This is a genomic window from Pseudoalteromonas sp. XMcav11-Q (genome assembly GCF_040104525.1).
Taxonomy (GTDB): domain Bacteria; phylum Pseudomonadota; class Gammaproteobacteria; order Enterobacterales; family Alteromonadaceae; genus Pseudoalteromonas.
In genome coordinates this window covers 1-20119 of record NZ_JBECOX010000011.1, presented here as the reverse complement: position 1 = coordinate 20119, position 20119 = coordinate 1, and the positions used below count along the sequence as shown (strand labels likewise).

Here is a 20119-nt window from a genome sequence, read left to right as displayed (position 1 = left end):
ATGACGGTTGAGTCCAAGCAGTGATGCTTAAAAATCTCTACGAGTGAGCAGACTTAATGCATTGGTACGCATTATTTTTTGCAGTTGCACTTCACTCAATCCAGAGTGTAAATAGCGCTCAACTAATGCCTCATAATTGCCACATACAGGCCAGTCTGAGCCAAATAAAACTTTGTCTACTACTTTGGGGTTACTACGAACCAACTCAGTCACCACATCGATTGGTACTAACGCAGTATCAATAAATGCATTTGGGTACTTAGTAATTACTTCAACAGATTCTTTGTACCAGTGCGGCTTACCTGCATGGCACAATACGACTGCCAACTCAGGACATGCCTCAAAAATAGGAATAAAGTCCGCGGGGTTACAGTACATTTGTTCTGTATCTTTTTGAGCCGTAAACCCGGTATGAAACATGATCACCACTCCATGCTGTTCACAGAGTTTATAAATTTCCATCATGTCACTACTTAATGCATCAAAACCATGATCAGCAGGATAGAATTTAAACCCTCTGACTCCAGCCTCTATACTTTTATGAAATTCAGCTATCGGATCCTTGTGATAATTAGGATTAACACTACCAAAAGGCACTAAACTATTGTTATCTTTACAACGGTTAGCGATCATTTCACTGGTAATAGAATAGTTTGTACCCGGCCCACATTCAGCCAGAATAATCCCTGTGCTTACACCCGCGTTTTGAAGGTAGGCAGACATTGCCTCACCATTTGAAAATAGCTCCTTAACATCAGCCCCATCTTCTAACGGAATTTTTTGTATTAAATCTTGGATGTCTTCACGCAGTTGCGGGAAATCACCCGCATGGATATGAAAGTCGATAATATTATTCATGGTATTTCCTTTTGTATTTTTTTATAAACTACCGGTTACGATATGCCTGTCAGTCCCTGTTTCTATCAGCTCTACACAAGAGAAACCCGCCTGGTGTAAAAGAGATTTATACTGCTCAAAGCTACGATGTGCGCCTTCGGTATGGAGCATCATGTTTAAGTGCATTACAGCAGTTGAATAGCGACTTCCAGCAACATCAAAAAGTCTTTCCAAAATGAATACTTTACCGCCATTTCCGGCGGCCAACTGAGCGTGAATTTTAGTGAGGATGGCTACTGATGAATTCTCATTCCAATTAGATAAAACGTTGCTCAGCAAATAGTTATTGCCATTAGGTATCGAGTCTTCAAAAAAGCTGCCAGCTTTAAATCGAATGCGGTGAAAAAGGGGATTATCATTACAATACCTATCAAACTCAGAAGCAACCTCAGGAAGGTCAAATACTGTAACGCTTTGTGCCTTGTTTGCAGCGATCAGCATACTGGCTACTGCACCTGCACCACCACCAACGTCAACAACATCTCCGAGTGCGTCAGGTAAAAATGAGATTAAGGGTTGGCCTGAGCAGTGACTCAGCTCCCACATCGCAGCAGCAAAACTATAGCTTTTGTCTTGGCTGTATATATCATCATATGGCGAGCGAGGCTTTTCTTCACCAGTCAAAAGGTTTTCTAACTTAAATATGGACTTGCGACCTTGATCGCATACAAATTGAGTGAAGTTTCCTAAATAACGTATGTGGGTTTTATCGAAGAAGGGAAGATAATAATCCTCAACAGCGAAGCCATCACCACGTTCCGTGAGAATATCTAGTGCATTAAGCGTCAATAACATTCGATGCAGAGCTTCAGGTGCTAGGTTCAGCTCTTGCGCTAGCTGGCCGATATTTGTTCCTGGTGCCTGAACTAACCGTTCAAATATGTTGTATTTAAAACACAGAGCAAGTAATTCAGTAACGACATAACCATATAAATGCTTGTCGTACTCCTCAAGACTATACAATTCTTTCATTTTCCTTGCCTACCTATAGACAGTACTTGTAATTAATTCGCTAGGAATACTTGAACTGCAGTAAAGAGAAGTCGTTACATCAAGTACTTGGCTACATAGCTTGAAAGCAAGGAGGGGCAGAAAACACTCGCCTGACTTTCAGCGTTTAGCTGTTCAATCATGATTAAAAATGTGTCAATAGTGACCAAAACTGAACACTTTGCGAACAGGTTAACATGTTAATTTAATTAATTTCAAGTAAATAAATAATTTACAAATGATACAAAATGGTTCAATTTTTCATATCTGCCATCGCTACTACAACTTTTCTATTGCCGTCGAATTCATCTCGACCATGCGCAATAATGCGGTTATCAACCATTACGACATCTCCTTGTTGCCACGTAAACCGTACAGCGCAGGATTCATAGGCCTCTGCAATCAGCTGCATTGTTTCATCAGAAATAACACTCCCGTCTGCAAATGTAACATTTCGTGGTAATCGATCTTGCCCCAACAACTCAAGCAAAACGGCCCTCACCTGAGGTTCTAGACAAAATGGGTGATGTAGTTGCACTTGGTTGAAAAAGCTTACTTCTTCTGGAGATAAGACCAGTACGCCAGCCGTTGTGAACTCTGTAGTTATCGTATCGTCTGCGTCGTGACTAAATGTTAACCCTAGCCGTTCACAAATAGTTTTGACTTCATCAAGGCTGTCTGTTTTGAAATAGTCCTGCCAAGACACATCGAACCCAGCAGAGAAGTTACGCGTATATTTCAATCCCTTTGCTGAAAAATCCTGCTTGATATGCTCCGGTAAAGCCTTGTATACAGCACGACAATCCACTAATGGCGTTGCCCCTCCGACAGCCGCTGGCTGTTCACAAAAAAAGAATTGTTTTGTTGGCCAAACCCCAGTATTGGAACTTTCATTATGGAAAAGTATTTTCATGTTATTAGGGTATGGTGTGGACTTGTATATTTTCTTACCAACCTCTTTTTTCGGTAAATCGCCATAGTTACCGTAAAGGTCAGGACAAATGGCTGCGGCAAATGCTTCAAAATGCTCAGGAGTTGGTAATGAGAAGTCTCTAAAAACCAGTGCAGCATCGCGTTGCAATAAATCTAAAATAGCTTCCCGATTTGTACTTGCCCATAAAACGGGATCTGCTATTGCGATACCGGACAAAAAAGTAGGGTTAGTGACCGAGGACGGCGTTAAGTTGGACTCAATCAACGTCGCGAATGACTTAATATCAGCACCATCTATTATTGTATCTACCATTACTCTCTCCTGAAGTTAGGCCATGCCTACAAGCACTTTCCTGGCACCTTCAAAAGGTTGCCGGCCATGGGTAAAACGTAAGTTATCTAGCAGTAAAACATCGCCTTTTTGCCAATTGAAATGGAACATTTCCTGTTCATAAATTTCCCGGATTTTTGCCAAATCAGCTTCAGGAATGTCACTGCCATCTCCAAAGTAGGTATTTCTTGGTAATCTTTCAGTGCCAAACATTGATAAAAAACTCTGTTTAGTTTCAGGGTCAAGGCTTGAAATGTGGAATAAATGAGCTTGATTAAACCAAACTTTAAAGCCATGTAGCGGGTGTTCAATTGCAGCTTGATTAACCTGCTTGGTCCGTAACTCATTATCAAACCATTCAAATTCAAAACCGTTTTCATGACAAAAACGTTCAACATCTTCTTTACTGTCGGTTTGAAATACTTCAGTCCAAGGAAGATCAATGTCGCTATAGTTTCGTACATACATGATTTGCTTAGATTCAAATTTGGCACGGATCTCCGCTGGTAATTTTTCATATACCGCACGACTGTCAGCCAACGGTGTCGCCCCGCCTTTTCCTGCCGGTAACATACAGAAAAAACCTAATTTTTGAGGCCACTTATTCGCATAAGAACATTCATTATGCTGCGGTATCACTTCGTCATGGTGATACTCAGTGGCAGTGTAAACATTTCCTCTAAGTTCGGTCCTAGGCGTCGAGCGGTATTGGTACGAAGCTAACTCACAGCCAAACAACGTGCTAAGCGCTTGCCCAAACTGCTTACTACTCACAACGTTTAAACCTCGAATGAGCAGCATTCCGTGCTCATCTAACATGCCATTGAGTTGTTCCTTATGCTGTGTCACCCAATCAAGTGATTTCATACCTGACAACTCGACTTCAAGTAGTACTTCTCTATCTCGTGCTTCGGGTAGTGGTTTAGTCTTTAACATTATCCAGTTACTCCTTCATTTTTCTTATTCTTTCGCTTTAAACTCTGTTTTATTAGATCGGCTATCATGACTACAGCATCACCTTCGAGTAGACCGGCATGTGTGGTCTCAAATTCATGCACCTTCAGCGGCTGTTTAAAGGCCTGAGTAAATGACGCAGGCTCAATCACCCCGCCTTCTGAAGCAGTCGCTTTAAACAACTCAACGGCTAGATCTAATGGTTCTTGCATCGCCTGAGCAGTCGCCAAACTACGCCCTAAATCAACCCCAAATTGCAACGCTGCGGTTAGCACATCGCGTGAAAGTGGGAAATCAGGTTGTGAGGAAAATATTGACTCAATGATGGCTTGCATCAGCTCATCGTAGCTGTAGCTACAAGTTGGTGCTAATTTCGTGGCGATATGCTTATCAATATAGCGAGCGCTATTTAACAGATAATCATGGTTACTTTTCACTTTTCGAGATATGCCTATCGGAAGTGAATCTATCATGCCTAAATAGGCAACATTCCGGCCTCGTTGCTGTAACGTAGCAGCAACCAAGTGCGCGAGTGTGCCACCAGCAGACCAACCTATGATCCTATAAGGCCCCTTTGGTTGCGTAACGAGGATTTCTTCTACATAACGCTCAGCTAGTTGCTTTGCAGAATCAAATCGATAGTCAGACTGGTAATTGTATGGCGCTTGTAACCCTAGTAGCTGATATTCAGGCTGCAATTTAGCTGCCAACTGGCGATAGTTATCAACACGCCCCCCATATGGGTGAATCGCGAAGATAACTTCTTCAGCTTGTTGCCCCAATAAAACAACTGACTCTGGCTGTTTCGGTGCTTGGCCTTGACCTTCAACCAATTCCACGACCCCAGCAATGGTATTGATTTTGCTCATTTGCTGAGCTGCTATTGTGATCCCTTGCTTCTTCAACAAGCCAATCACCAAAATCATTTTTACGGAGTCACCACCTAAATCATAAAAGTTTTCTTCGACCCCTATCGTTTCAGCATCGCAGCCCAAATATTGCGCCCAAGCTCGAGCAACGGTTAATTCCAAAGGCGTTTCAGCTCGTTTTTTCTCAACATTCTTTTGCACACTTGGCAATGCACTTTTATCTACTTTTCCGTTGCTTTTTAATGGGATATCTTCCACAAAGACAATCGCACTTGGTACCATGTAGTGAGGTAGCCATTGCTGGGCAAGATTTAATAGATTACTTTGTTGCTCCACAGCACCAGCTTTGAGCTTGATGTAGGCCACCAAAGTTTGCTCGCTATTAAGTATGACAACGGCGGTACTAACGCTAGGTGAGCGCAGTAAAGTTAGCTCGATCTCTTCCAGTTCAACGCGGAAACCACGAACTTTAATTTGATTATCTTTACGTCCGACATATACCAAATCTCCACTTTCATCTCTATATACCAAATCCCCCGTGGCGTAACGACGCGAACTATCGGACGCCCAAGGGTCAAGAGTGAAATATTGATCCGTTAACGACGATTGTTTTATGTATCCTAAAGCAACACCGCTTCCTGATAAGTACAGCTCACCTACGATGCCATCAGGCACCAACTCTTTGTTATCATCCAGCACACAAGCTCGCATTCCTGAAATAGGGCGACCTATCGCTATTGGCTTAGCATCCACATCATTAATAACCTGTGTACATGCACCAATGGTAGTTTCTGTTGGACCGTAGTGATTAATTACTTCCACGCCATCATTAAGTAGCGTGCGAATGACTTGACGAGCATCGGATTGAATAGCTTCACCACCCACGAATACATGGTTTAGCGATGTCAATTTTCCATCATAATGCGTCAACAGTGCAGCCAATAGACTCGGAGTCAGCTTAATCACATTAATCTCACGTGCAAGGATATGCTGGGTAAAACTATCACCGCTTTGGATCAACTCTCGACTACCTATATCTACACTGCCTGCTGTCGCCAACGCTAGAAGTATCGAGGTGTAACCCAAATCTGTGGCAAATGAAGTAAGGAGAGCAAAGCGACTATGTTGGGCAATCGCGTGTCGAGATAACATGGCATCAACGTAATGGCTTATGTTGCCATGACTCACGGCCACTCCTTTAGGTTTACCAGTTGTGCCCGACGTGTAGATAATATAAGCGATATCATTAGCGTGAGGGATGTCCCCCTCAAACTCGATATGTTCAGAAGCTAGTTTTGTTATGCATAGCTGTCGTTGAGACTTGGTCATTGCATGTTGAGTCGTGGGCTCAGTGAGCGTTAGGTCTAGCTGTGCATCTTGAGCAATGAAAGCTAGACGCTCTGCTGGCCATTCCTTTTCCAATGGCACAAATGCAGCGCCAACTTTAAATGTCGCTATAATTGAAGCTAAATAACCCACGCCCTTTTCGAGACAAATTCCAACCCGACTTTGTTTACCGATACCGTTTTCTGATAACTGTGTAGCGATTTGATTAGCAATTGTATTTAATGCTCGATAATTCGTACTTACCCCATGGCTATAAACAGCTTCAGCCTCTGGATAACTGGCAAATTGATGCTTTAAGGTAGCAATAAAACTCGGGGAAGTTTGCGTTTGTCGGCCATAACCACTGTTCACTAAAACAGCTTGTTGCTGCGCTTTGGTTAGCCAAGCTAATGTCGATATTGGCTTATCTGATCCGTGTGACATGGCCGTAAGGATTTCGCCAAGGCAGCTACGAAGCTGTTCTATCCCGTGTTTTGAATAATGATTACTATGGTACTCGAACTTAATCTTGAGTACCTCGCCATGAGAGGCTATCAAAGAAAGAGGGAAATTGTTGCCTTGCTGCGATTCAATATTTTTGATTTGCAGTGACTGCTCTGTGTGCCTACTCGCATCGGATAAAGAGCGCGGATAGTTCTCAAATACTAATAGGCTATCAAAGAGGCCGCGACCGGCATGTTCACTAGATAACTTTTGAATTTTTGATAACGGAAAATAACTGTATTCATCTCTTTCAATATAATCTGATTGGAGCTGTAGTAACAGCTCAGATACGCTCTGCTCTGAGTCAAGAGAGATGACCGCGGGCACTGTGTTAATAAATAGCCCCACCATTGACTCTACCCCATTCAAATCTGCAGGGCGGCCGGATACGGTTGTACCAAACGTAACCTGTTTACTGCGGTTTGCTCGACTCAACAATAAAGCCCAAGCAGCTTGCAATACAACATTCAGGGTGGTGCGCGTTTGCTTTGCAAGTAGAGTTAACGCATTAGTTTGCTCGACTGTTAGTTGTAAATATTCCCTCGCAACCACATAGTCAGGCTGCTCTAGGTAACGAGAAAAAGGTAAATGACTTCGTTCAGTAATTTGACCCACTTGAGTACGCCAAAACTGCTCAGCTTTATCACTATCTTTACTTTGTAGCCAGGCGATGTAATTTTTGTAAGGCACGGCTGGCGATAGTTGTATATCTCGCTTGTTACTTAATGCATGATAAATCGCTAATAGCTCGGAGAAAACAATACCAGAACACCAACCGTCGATTAATGCATGGTGCTGAGTCCACAAAAGCTGATAGTGTTGGGGCGCCAATTGCCAAACGGTTACTCGTACTAAAGGTGGCATATTGACATTAAAGCCTTCCGCCTTGTCTTCAGCACGCATTTGATTGACTATCGCTTGTTGTTCCGCCACATCTAGTTGACTTAAATCAAACTCTTGCCAAGGTAATGTCACCTGTTGATGGACAATCTGATTGATTATTCCTAGTTCTGACGTTCTAAATCCAGTTCGAAAAATGTCGTACCTATCTACCAGACACTGCCAAGCAGCACGCAGATGGCCGAGATCAACCTCACCAATCACTTCCATAAATAGCTGGTTGGCGTATGCACCACGCTCCAAGTTACTATGGTATAGCATCCCTTCTTGCATTGGCGTTGTCGCATAAATATCTTGAATAGCTTGGCCTTGCGTCCAGCTTTTTAGCTCTTGCGGCTGGACGGTTGCCAACGGAAAATCCGACGCCGTAAAAATACCGGCTTCAACATCACAGCAGTGCTGAATAATCTCTTCTAAACTTCTGACAATTAGCTGGTTTAACTTTTGGAGAGACTCGCAGGAGTAACCGTTTTTGTCATAGCTCAAGTTGAACTGTAATTGCTCGGCCAAAATTTTACCGTTGAAGCTAAGCCCGTGTGTTAACTTTCTATGAGGGCTGATAGCTCGCCCGGTACCTTCCTCTACAGCAAACAATAGCGATTGCTCATTGATCACCTGCTTAAATTGGCCTAGATAGTTGAATACAATTTCAGCGTGAGGTTCAACATTACTCCCCAACAGACCTGCCCGAGCTAATAACCCAAAGCCGAGTCCTTTATTTGGAATGGCACGGTATTGCTCTTTTACTGCACAAATTAGCGCTTCAAGATCTCCATCAGGCGCTTCTAATGTAAGTGGGTATGAGGTAGTAAACCAGCCGATAGTGCGACTGAGATCATGGCCGCTATCAAGCTCTTCGCGACCATGCCCCTCTAAATCTATGCGCATGATAGACTGTTCCGACCAAAGACTAAAACCACGTAATAGCGCTGCAATGAGTAGCTCATTTATTTGTGTTCTATAAGTGCTATTAGCTCGTTGCAACAACAAGCTTGTATAATCCTTATCCAATGCAAACTGTAAACTACCAACAAACTCATTACTTATGTATGCCTCACTCGTCTCACCGCGCCGATAACTAGGTACAGGTAGCGCTAACTGCTCTCGCCAATAAGCAATCTCGTTGGCATTCTGTTCTAGATTTGGCCATGAGTCTAAATACTCGCACCATGTTTGATAAGCGGTGGTCTTTTGCCCAAGCTCAAATAGAGCATGATGAGTGGGCTCTTGGCTCTTATCTAAACAGCGCTCAAAGTCTTCAAGCAGAATACGCCAAGAGACTCCATCTATAATAAGGTGATGGCAAATAATCAGCAGACGCTGCTGCTGTTTTGGATCAGTAAACAAGACCACTTTGAATAAGGGGCCAACTGTAATGTTGAGGCTTTGCTGTAACTCATCCGCAATACCTGTAATTGAATTTAAATTATCAACATTGATTACGCTTAGTACTGCGTCAATATCAAAACTTGAAGTGTCAGCAAACTCACCAACCCAACCAGTATCTTGATGTTTAAAACGCAACCTCAGTGCATCATGCTGGACCACTAAGCATGTAACAACTTGGGTCAGAAACTCTTTAGTTAACTGGATTTGGCAACCGAGCATAACAGCTTGATTAAAATGATTTAGTCCAGCCTCATCCATAAAAAAAGCTTGATGAATAGGCAGTAATGGTAAGGTTCCAGAACTTGGCTGCTGTGAGACCTGCTGTACTTGTGAAGTCGAAACATGGGCAGCCAGTGCAGCTATGGTTTGGTAGGAGAACAACTGCTTAACAGAAAAGTACAATCCAACCCTTGCGGCTCTCGACACTAGCTGTATAGACAAGATCGAATCACCACCCAGTTCAAAAAAGTTACTCGTAACACTTAGGTGTTGTGGTGAAAGTCCCAGCAACTGAGCATACAACTCAACCAGTTGATGCTCTATATCATTGCTTGGCGCTTGGTATGATTCTTGTTGCGCCAACATATCTATTTTGGGTAGTGCCTGTTTATCAACCTTGCCACTTTGGGTGACAGGCAGAGCATCAAGCACAGCAAAACCTGCAGGGATCATATAATTGGGCAAACGCTCATGCAGTTGTGCTTTCACCGATGCAATAAGTTCACCGTCAGAGCCAACTACCTCATTGCTCGCTACGATATAGGCTAGCAACCTACGCTGTCCTGCAGCCAATTCTTCAACAACTACTTCTGCCGCGGTTACACCAACAGCTAACAGTAGTTGCTGCTTAACTTCCTCAAGCTCAATCCGGAAGCCTTTAATACTCACTTGATCATCAATACGTCCCAGATATTCAAATTCTCCGCGGCTATTTTGCCGCGCAATATCTCCAGTAAAATACCACCGCCCCGCCCCAAAAGGGTTCGTGATAAATTTTTGCAAAGTCAGCTCTGATTTATTCAAATAACCTAAAGCCAACCCACTTCCCGCTATCACTAACTCTCCACACAAGCCTTTCGGTAAAGGTTGACCGTCGCGACTCGAGACAAATAGCTGGGTGAAATCTACAGGATTACCAATTGTGACCTGATGCTGGGGTTTTAGCTCAGCAATACTGGCACACACTGTAGACTCGGTGGGCCCATACGCATTAAACATAGGGTATCGCCCAGCCCACTGTTCGGCCAAACCTTCATCGCAAGCCTCGCCTCCGACCAACAGAGCTTTAAAATCATAATTATCATGATAAGGAAGGTGGCGAAGAAGTGTTGGCGGCAACAGTGTGTGAGTAATACTTTGTTGCTGTAAAAACGAGCTTAGCTGCGCAGGATCGGTTTTACATTGCGGATCGCAAAAATGTAGACTGCCACCATTTAATAATGCCCATTGCCATTCCATGATAAAAGCATCAAAGCTAATAGTGGCAAATTGTAGTACTCGGCAATTAGAGTCAATTGCAAATCGCTGCCCCATATAGAGCCCAAATTGCAAAGCACTTTGCTGCGAAATGACAACGCCTTTGGGATTGCCTGTCGAACCTGAAGTGTAAATCACATAACTTGGTAGTGTAGATGGGTCACCTTGGTGGGGCTCAAAGCCTTCAGTAACATAATGATTTAATATTCGTTGCTCAAAATCATCATCGAAACATATGACCTTGAGGCCATCACGCTTGTCGAGCCCTATCTTTTCTTCCGATGTGATCACCAATGACACTGATGCATCATCAAAAATATACTGTAACCTCGCCTTAGGTAAATCAGGTGAGACAGGTAAATAGGCTGCTCCAAGCTTCATAATGCCCAAAATAGTATATATTAAGCGCTCATTCTGAATCATACTTACAGCCACAATATCGCCAGCACCTACCCCCAACTCTTGAAGATGTATAGCCATTTGTGTCGAGGCGCTATCAACTGTTTGATAGCTAATGTGGTTATTTTGCGATATTAACGCGGTTTGGTTATGAAGCTTTTGGGCCTGCGCACTAAAATGAAGATGAACATGATCTGCTAGTGGCTGACCTTCAAACTGCGGTTGGTTGGGAGTAACTAGCTTCGTGCGCTCAGCATCAGTGATCATATTGATGCGACTTAAGGGCAAACTAAGATCATCGCAATTTAATAGGGAGATTAGGGTACATTCAAAAAATTCAGCAAATTGTGTTATCGTTTCAGGCTTAAAAATAGCACTATCATAAACCCATTTGATTTGGCCACCTTGCTCACCCAAAGCAACGTTAATATCTATATCAAATTTAGCTACCACCCCTTTGCGCTCAATAGGTAGTAACTCAAGGTGAGGTAGCTCTAATGCAGTGTTTTGACCGCTCGTTGTACTTAGCAGTACCTGAAATAATGGGGTGTATTGGGCGCTTCTGGCTGGCACGCAATGCTCAACTATCTGCTCGAAAGGAATATCTTGATTAGATTGAGCATCCAAATTAACTTCTTTAATGTGCTCAAGATATGCATTAACACTAGACGCATCGACATTTGCTTTTAAAACGAGCGTATTAACAAAAAAGCCAACCACTTGCTTCAACTCTGATTTCATTCGGTTAGCGGCTGGCGTTCCCACTACAAATTCGGCTTGGTTACTACAGCGTGCCATCATAAGATTCAGCACCGCATGAAATAACATGAATGGAGTCAGTCCATGCTCCTTTGCAAACATCAACGCTCGACGGCTTACGCTGCCTTCGAGTCGTCTGGAAAGTTTAAGGCCTTGATAGCGTTTAAAATCTGGCCGTGGATAATCCATGGGTAGACGATGAACGGCAGGCATTCCTTCAAGTTGATGCTGCCAATATTCAAGTTGCTTTTGCAACACTTGCTGATCCAAGTGTTGGCGTTGCCAAAGTGCAAAATCACCGTATTGTATCTCCGGTTCAACGACACTCGCTGGGCGGTCATCAAGTTGAGCCTGATATTCGGCCACAAATTCACGCGTGACAATTTCCATCGACCAACCATCAGAAGCAATATGATGCATACTAAACAGTAATACCCCAACAGCCTGTTCTTGCTCGCGTGGCATAGAGATATAACTTGCTCGGAGCATCACATCGGTACTTAAATCGAACGGTTTTTCACATTCGCGCTGGAGTAACTCCTCCATCGTGTTCGCATTTGGTGCACATTCGTCACGGCTCAAGTCGTAAACTGTCATTGCAAATTCAGGAGTCGCTTGAATAATCTGAATAGGCTCTCCGTCCTTGTCATCATATGTCGTTCGAAGCACTTCATGGCGGGTGATGATCTGTTGTATTGCCTGTTGGGCCGCCACAACGTTAAACTCACCTCTAACGGTGAAGCCTCCGGAGATATTATATTCTGCGCCTTGATCAGAAAGCTTATCGAGAAACCACAGGCGTTGCTGTGCAAACGATAAAGGCAAGGTGTTAGACCCTATTTGCCGAGCTGTAATTTTGCTTTGTTTCTTAGCCAACATCTGGGCGCGCTTTTGCTCTGCCAACTTTTTAATCAGCGCGGCTCGCTTGCGATTTGACTCTGCCACTGACTGTGTATTCTCAATATCCATTTTCGTTATACCTATTTTGTTATGCGCTATATCCGGAGGTGACGATAATTCAAAGTAGCCGTTACTCGTCACACAGCTCCTGATAAAGCTTTTCTATTTCTTCATCAGACATATCTGCTAGCTCAGCTTCAGCGGCCGCCAGCTCGTCTTCATCTAAATGAAGTAAAGCATCAACTTGGTCAGCCAAATCGCATAGTACGGGTGAGCTAAAAATTTCTTTTATAGATAAGTCAACAGGAAAGGTTTCATTAACTTTGGTCACTAGTTGTACCGCTAATAGCGAATGTCCACCCAGTTCAAAGAAGTCGGCATTGATGCTGATCTCCTCTGCCGATAAGTGCAGTAGTTCGGCCCAGATGGTCAGCAGCTTTTTCTGCGTACTATTTTGCGCAGGCGAATATTCACCGGTTAGTGCTGCAAGGTTAGGTTTAGGCAACGCCTTTCTATCCACCTTACCATTACGATTGACAGGTATATGACCAATACTCGTTATCGCATTGGGTTGCATGTAACTGGGTAGTGTTTGAGCCAGTTGTTTTTTAACTGCTGCAACAACCGCCTGTTCGGACTGTCGTTCGCGGATCTGTAAGTATGCAATAAGGAGCTTTTCTTCTCCCTGCTCCTGCCACACTTTTGTGACACAATCGAGTACATCAGGGTGGTGTAAGATCTGTTGTTCTATCTCACTTAGCTCAACACGATAGCCACGTATTTTTACTTGGTTATCTTTACGACCTACAAACTCTATATCACCATGCTTGTTATAACGCACCACATCACCAGTTCGATATAGTCGCTCTGATTCTCCGCTGTAGAGTTGTCTTGAGAAAAAATGTCCATTGGTAAGCTCAGCATTGTCCATATAGCCTCTTGCCACACCAACTCCACCAATGTGCAACTCCCCCTCACAACCTTGTGGTGTTAGGTGCCCATAATGATCCATTACGTACAGGTTGACATGACCCGCCGGACGACCAATAGGTGCAACCTGAAAGCTATCATCCGCTTTGATTTCATAGTGACTACTCCAAACTGTCGCCTCTGTTGGCCCATATTCGTTAAAAAATCGAGCCCCCTGACTCCATTGGCTTTCAAAATGCAACTGTTGAAGATCTTGCTCTACTCCTTCTCCACCAGTGATCACTAATCTTAGCTGGCTTGGTAGCGCAGCCATTAGGTTGGCATACTGTAATAACGCCCGATACATTGTCGGTAAAATCGCCAAGTGAGTAATATCACTTGCCATGATGTACCGGTAAACGGCTCCAATATCGACCACATCACTATCTTTGACGATATGTAGTTCAGCACCTTGTGCTAACACTGAAAAAATACCTAATAAACAAGAGTCAAAATAGATAGATGAAAGAGACAAGAAGCGCCCTGCTGGTACTCGATAAGCATCTAGACGACTCTGTGTTGCAGCGATGATTTGCCGATGCTCAATTTGTACACCTTTAGGTTCGCCACTTGAACCAGAGGTATACATGATATAAGCCAAATCCGTATTGTGACCTCCAATTTCTGGATTTATGTTTGAGCATTGTGTGATTAATTGATTGGTCGCAACACTATCAATATAGGCGACGGCCAGTGCAGGGATTTGTCGCAATATGGGCTCAAATTGCTGATGACTCAGCACTAAATGAACTTTTGCATTGCTAATAATAAATGCACGTCGCGCTTGTGGCTGTTCCGGATCCAAAGGCGTGAAAACTAAACCAGCTTTAGCAACTGCATACATTGCAATTACCATATCACTACATCTCTCCATGCAGATCCCAACCGTTGCTTGACGCGGTAACTCCAATTTGAGTAAGTAGTTGGATAGCTTGTTAACAGCTGAATTTAGCTCCTGATAATTATAGCTCTGTGTATCAGAAACCAGTGCAATCGCCTCTGGAGTTCGTGTTACCTGGTTCTCAAGAAACTGATGAACTTGTTGTATCCTTGTTGGTGCAAGCTCTGGCCCTCGGCTCATTGCCACTAATGCTTGCTGTGTTTGCTCATTGAGCAGATCGATATCACTTAATGCGATCCGTGGATTGTGTGCAACTTGATGAAGGATACGTATAAAGTAGCTCGAGAATCGCTCAATCGTATCTGCATCAAATAACGCAACATCATAGGTCCAGTTGATGACCCACTTCCCTCCGGCAAATACCACCCCAAGATTCAAGTCAGTTTTAGCAATCGTGCTTTGTTGTTCTAACGGGGTAAATTCCAGCCCTTCAATCCCCGCAACAGATTGGCCGATATTGTTCAAGTTCAAAACAACTTGTACTAGCGGCGTGTGACTGCTAGTGCGTAGTAACTTACATAAATCTACGAGTTGCTCAAATGGCACATCTTGATGTGCTTGAGCGTCCAAATTGACCGTGCGAATATGCTCTAGAAGTCCATTAAAACTCTCTTGCTGTACTTGAGTTCGCAGAACCAGAGTATTTACAAATAGTCCTATTAGTGGCTCAACTTCAACATTCGTTCGATTGGCGATAGGGCAACCAATGACCACATCCTGCTGTCCACTTAATTTACTAACTAAAAATGCCAAGGCTGCATGAAATAGCATGTACATCGATACATTATGCTGACTCGCCACTTTCTCTAATTGCTGAACTATTTCGCCAGATAAACAACTCTCATAAATTGCTCCTTGCTGTGCTCTGACTGAAGGTCGAGGCCTGTCCAATGGCAGATTATGGATGCTTGGCACATCTTGTAGTTGTGTACGCCAATATGCTAATTGCTCAGCTAAAAATACATCATCCAATCGCTGTCGTTGCCAGTACGCAAAATCACTATATTGAATACTCAATGCAGGTAACTGCGGATCAACTCCCGCCTCGATAGCCTGATAACAATGGATAAACTCAGACATCAAGATACCCATAGACCATGCATCTGCAGCTATATGATGGAGATTAAACAGCAGTATGCCCTGTTCGCTACTTTGGCAGATATAATGGATTTCAAATGGCGGTTGTTCTTCGAGTACGAATACTCGTTGATAAAAAGAACGTAGCAGATCAATAATGCTATCTTTTTGTTGTTGCTCAGATAAATGAGTTAGATCAGAAACCGTCAGCCTGACTTGCCAGCTTTCTTGCACTTCTTGATATGCCGTTTGGCCATCAAATTGATATTGAGTTCTAAGTACCGCGTGCCGATTTACTAAATACTGCAACGCTTGCTCTGCCACTTGCAGTGCAAACTTTCCTGTTACTTGATACGCTAGCGGCATATTGTACTGATTACTAGGACTTACTTGCTCTACAAACCATAGACGCTGTTGAGCATAACTAAGTGGGATCTGCTTTCCTTTAGGTGCCGGTGTTATTGCCCCTAGACTGGCTTTACCATGATTATCTATATGCTGCGCTAGCAATTGAATCGTGCTGTTTTCAAAAACTGCTTTCAACGCTATCGTCAAGCCAAAAGTCGCCTCAACTTGGCTAACCAAACGAGTTGCTAAAAGCGAATGTCCGCCCAACGCAAAAAAGCTATCTGTAACACCGATTGTTGTCACATTTAATAGACCTTGCCAGATTTCTAGGAGCTGATGCTCTGTCTCTGTACTCGGAACCACTTGCATCTGATCATTTTGGTAAGTGGGTTCAGGCAAGGCGCTGTATTGTAGTTTACCATTGATAGTGAGAGGCCAATTTTCGACGGTAACAAAGTGACTAGGAACCATATAATCAGGTAAATGATCACTTAAATAGACTTTAATCTGTTCAAGCTGTGACGGTTTAACAGCTCGACAACCAACATTAAGATAAGCAATCAACCGTTGTTGTAGTTCAGTGCCTTTGACCAGTACGATCGCATCATCAACTTCAGGGCGGTTGCGCAGTAGACTGGCGATTTCATCCACTTCAACTCGGAACCCACGAATCTTAACTTGCTTATCTTTACGTCCCAAACCAACCAAACGACCGTCAGCGAGATACTTTGCCAAGTCACCGGTTCGGTATGCGCGTTGACCATCATACTCCACAAACGCGGCTTTCGTTTGTTCTGGGCGTAACAAATACCCTGCTGCCACATTACTACCCACAACCAAAACCTCACCTACAGCTCCCGTAGGAATACGTTGTAGTTGCTCATCAACGAGTAATACGTGGTTGTTGGTTATCGCCTGTCCGAGTGTTATGACACCTCGTGCGACATCCTCTTTAATATTACTGTATAGAACATCGGACATAACCTCGGTGGAGCCGTAAAGGTTATAAAACTCCACTTCATCCAGCCATTTACAGCATCGCTCAGCAAGGCTCAAAGACAGTGCTTCACCACTAATAAACCAGTAGCGCAAACTGCTAAGCGTCGAGCGATACTGCGCTCCCGATATTACTAAACTCTGCAAATGAGAAGGCGTAGTAACTATTCTGGTGATTTTATGTTTTTCAATAGCTGCGACGAATAAATTGTTATCTTTCACCTGCTCTCGTGGCAATAAAACAACGGGTTTGATTGCAGCTAAGCTGACGTAAAACTCCCACATACCGCGTATAAACGCCATTGAGGTCATCATCACGGTTACTTCATTTGAGGCCAGTGGAAAACGCTGTAACATCCAACTGACTCTGTTAACTACAGCACCGTGAGTCCCTAACACCCCTTTGGGCTTACCCGTCGAGCCCGAGGTGTAGATTATGTGCGCAATATCATCACTAAAGACTTCAACGTCTGGATTTTCTCCGCTGTATTGGTCCAGCGTGCTTTCTCTCAATAGACTGCTACAGTCCAATGTTGCGCGCTCAAAAAATGATGCCTCTGTTTGCTCATCATGTAATAGCAAAGTAATGTCTGCATCTTCTGCTTGCAACTTCAATCGTGATGCAGGCAGTTCAACAGACAATGGAACCAGTGTTGCTCCTGCCTTTAATACAGCAAGCATAGCGATTATCCGCGTGGCGTTTCGCTGGCAATGTATACCTACCGTTTGACCCTTACTGATAGCATGTTGCTTAATCAGATAATGAGCCAACTTGTTGGACTGTTCGTTTAACTCTTCAAATGACAGCTTTTGCTCTGCATAATGTAATGCACCACTAGCTGCGTGCTTACTCAAATTAAGTTCAAATAATTGATGAACTGAGCTGACTTCATGCTCACAAAGAGTAACTGCGGCATTCTCTTTTAGAGGTTGCGACCACTTAAGCTGTGCAACGTTAAGTTGTGGATTTGCTGCAACCTGATACAACGTACTACTAAATTCATTCGCCAAAGCAGTAATGGTTGAGCAGTCAAACAATGCCGCATTGTAAGCAAAAATAAACTTCAACCCTGAGTGAGTCGGTCGCAGATATAAAGTAATGTCGTACTTACTGTCAAACTCTTGCTGTGCGGAAAAAGCACTCACTTCGAGTTGGCTTTCTGTTGACAATGCTAGTTGTTCATTGGCCATATTGATAAACAACTGAAAGATAGGAGCATGTGTCAAGGAACGCTCTGGATTCAATTGTTCGACTAGTAATTCAAACGGAACCTCACTGTGAGCATGTATCTCCATATGAGTTTGCTTGGCTTTGCGCAGCAATTCACCGATGGGTTGTTGTGTATCAAACTGAGTACGCACGACTAGTGTATTTAGAAATAAGCCAATCATATTCTGACAGGACTTATTATTACGATTGACCGCAGGCATCCCCATTACAACATCCTGCTCACGACTGAATCTACCTACAGTAACCGCGAACATAGTCTGTAAGAGCATAAACAGAGTGCTTTGGTGCTGCTGAGCAAATAGCTCTAGTTCATTAACGATATCTGGTGCAATGGTTCCATCTACTCTTGCTCCACTGAACTGATCAGGAGCTCGATTACGGTCTAGGGGAATACTATGTAATGGCGGCGCTTGATCTAGATGACTCAGCCAAAAATCAAGTCCGTGTTGCAACCGCTCTCCACCTAGGTAACGACGTTGCCAACTTGCAAAGTCTGCATACTGTATCGTCAATGGCTCCAGAGTGGGTGCTTGCGCTGAGCTTATCGCGTCATAGAATGCCATGATATCGTTAAGAAGAATATTCAATGACCAACCGTCGCAAGCAATATGATGCACCACAATGGCCAATACATAATCATGCTTGCCAAGTTGCAACAACTGAACCTTTAACATGTGGTCACTTTGTAAGTTAAACGGCTGCAAGGCTTGGGCTGCGACATTAGCGTGTGCCTGATTAAGCTTTTCTTGCTCACTGCCATTTAACTCAAGCGTTGTTATCCGTGGCGCAAATGCTGGCAATATAACTTGTTGGGGTTCGCCATCCTGATCGAGCTGGTATACTGTTCTTAGTATCTCGTGACGCTTAATAACTGCTGCGATGGCCTGCTCAAGGGTATTAGTCTCTAATTGGCCACGGATTCTTAACGCCAATGGCATATTGAATTGTGCGTTTGGTTGAGTTGCTAATTGCTCAATAAACCAAAGACGCTGTTGTGCGTAAGATAGCGGTAGGGCTTGACCATCTCGAGGTAACGCTGGGATCTCTGGGTTGTTTTCTCCCAAACCAGATTGCTGCATAAGTACCGCTAAACGGCGAATACTAGGATAACTAAAGAGTTCTTTGAGACCCAACTGCAGCTTGTAGCGAGCGTTAATCTCGCTGATTATTTTCACCGCTAACAGAGAATTTCCCCCTAACCTAAAGAAATCACCCGTTACACTTAACTCCTCTAGTGGTTGTCGCAGTACCTCTGCCCATATCTCTACCAGCGCTCGCTCTACACTATTCTCCGCCGCTTCATATTCCTGCCCTATCTCCCCAATCTCGCTCGGTAGCGCACCCCTATCCAGCTTACCATTCGCCGTCAACGGCAAAGCATCTAGCAAACACCAACGACTCGGACACATATAACTGGCTAAACGCGACGATAACGCACGCTCTAACTCCGCTATAAAAATACCTTCATCTACTACCTCTCCCTCTGCAACAACATAACCCACCAACGTCGCATCCGCACCCTCTCCTTGCACCAACACCGCCGCCTGTTTCACCACTGCTTGCTGTGCCAAAACACTCCTTATCTCTCCAAGCTCTATACGATATCCCCGCAGCTTGACTTGCTCATCCTTCCTTCCCAAAAATACCAACGCTCCCGACTCCAAGCGCCGTACCCTGTCTCCTGTTCTATACAACCTCGTATCCGCCAACCAAGGAACATACACAAATGACGCCGCCGTCCTGTCCGGATCTCCAACATATCCTTTCGCTACGCAAGGCCCTCCAACATAAAGCTCTCCTACGCCTCCTTTCGCTTGCAGCTCACCCCCTGCATCAACGACATACAGCCCTGTGTTCGCCATCGCATACCCTATCGGTATCTCTTCTCGCGTTGAATCCCCTGCCCTTAAATGCGCGCTTGCATCATATAAGCTACAACCTACCACCGTTTCCGTCGGACCATAGTGGTT

General features: G+C 43.9%; 6 protein-coding genes. All 6 read right to left on the bottom strand.

Going from position 1 to position 20119, the window contains the following annotated elements; genetic code table 11:
• Nucleotides 1-27: 27 nt before the first annotated feature.
• Complete coding sequence (locus tag ABMY45_RS16790) at nt 28-858, bottom strand: amidohydrolase family protein (RefSeq protein WP_010604446.1); 831 nt, start codon at nt 856-858, stop codon at nt 28-30.
• A gap of 21 nt (nt 859-879) precedes the next feature.
• Entirely contained in the window at nt 880-1869 is a 990-nt protein-coding gene (locus ABMY45_RS16785; RefSeq protein ID WP_102056221.1) for a methyltransferase, read from the bottom strand.
• A gap of 271 nt (nt 1870-2140) precedes the next feature.
• Entirely contained in the window at nt 2141-3133 is a 993-nt protein-coding gene (locus ABMY45_RS16780) for a TauD/TfdA family dioxygenase (protein WP_010604448.1), read from the bottom strand.
• Between the two features lie 15 nt (nt 3134-3148).
• Nucleotides 3149-4087, bottom strand: coding sequence for a TauD/TfdA family dioxygenase (locus ABMY45_RS16775; RefSeq protein WP_010604449.1), 939 nt, complete (start codon nt 4085-4087; stop codon nt 3149-3151).
• On the bottom strand, nt 4087-12696 hold the full coding sequence (locus ABMY45_RS16770; RefSeq protein WP_349289214.1) for an amino acid adenylation domain-containing protein: 8610 nt from the start codon (nt 12694-12696) through the stop codon (nt 4087-4089). The genes ABMY45_RS16775 and ABMY45_RS16770 overlap by 1 nt, the downstream gene beginning before the upstream one ends.
• Before the next feature lie 61 nt (nt 12697-12757).
• On the bottom strand, nt 12758-20119 hold a 7362-nt coding region (locus ABMY45_RS16765; RefSeq protein WP_349289213.1), incomplete at its 5' end, for an amino acid adenylation domain-containing protein.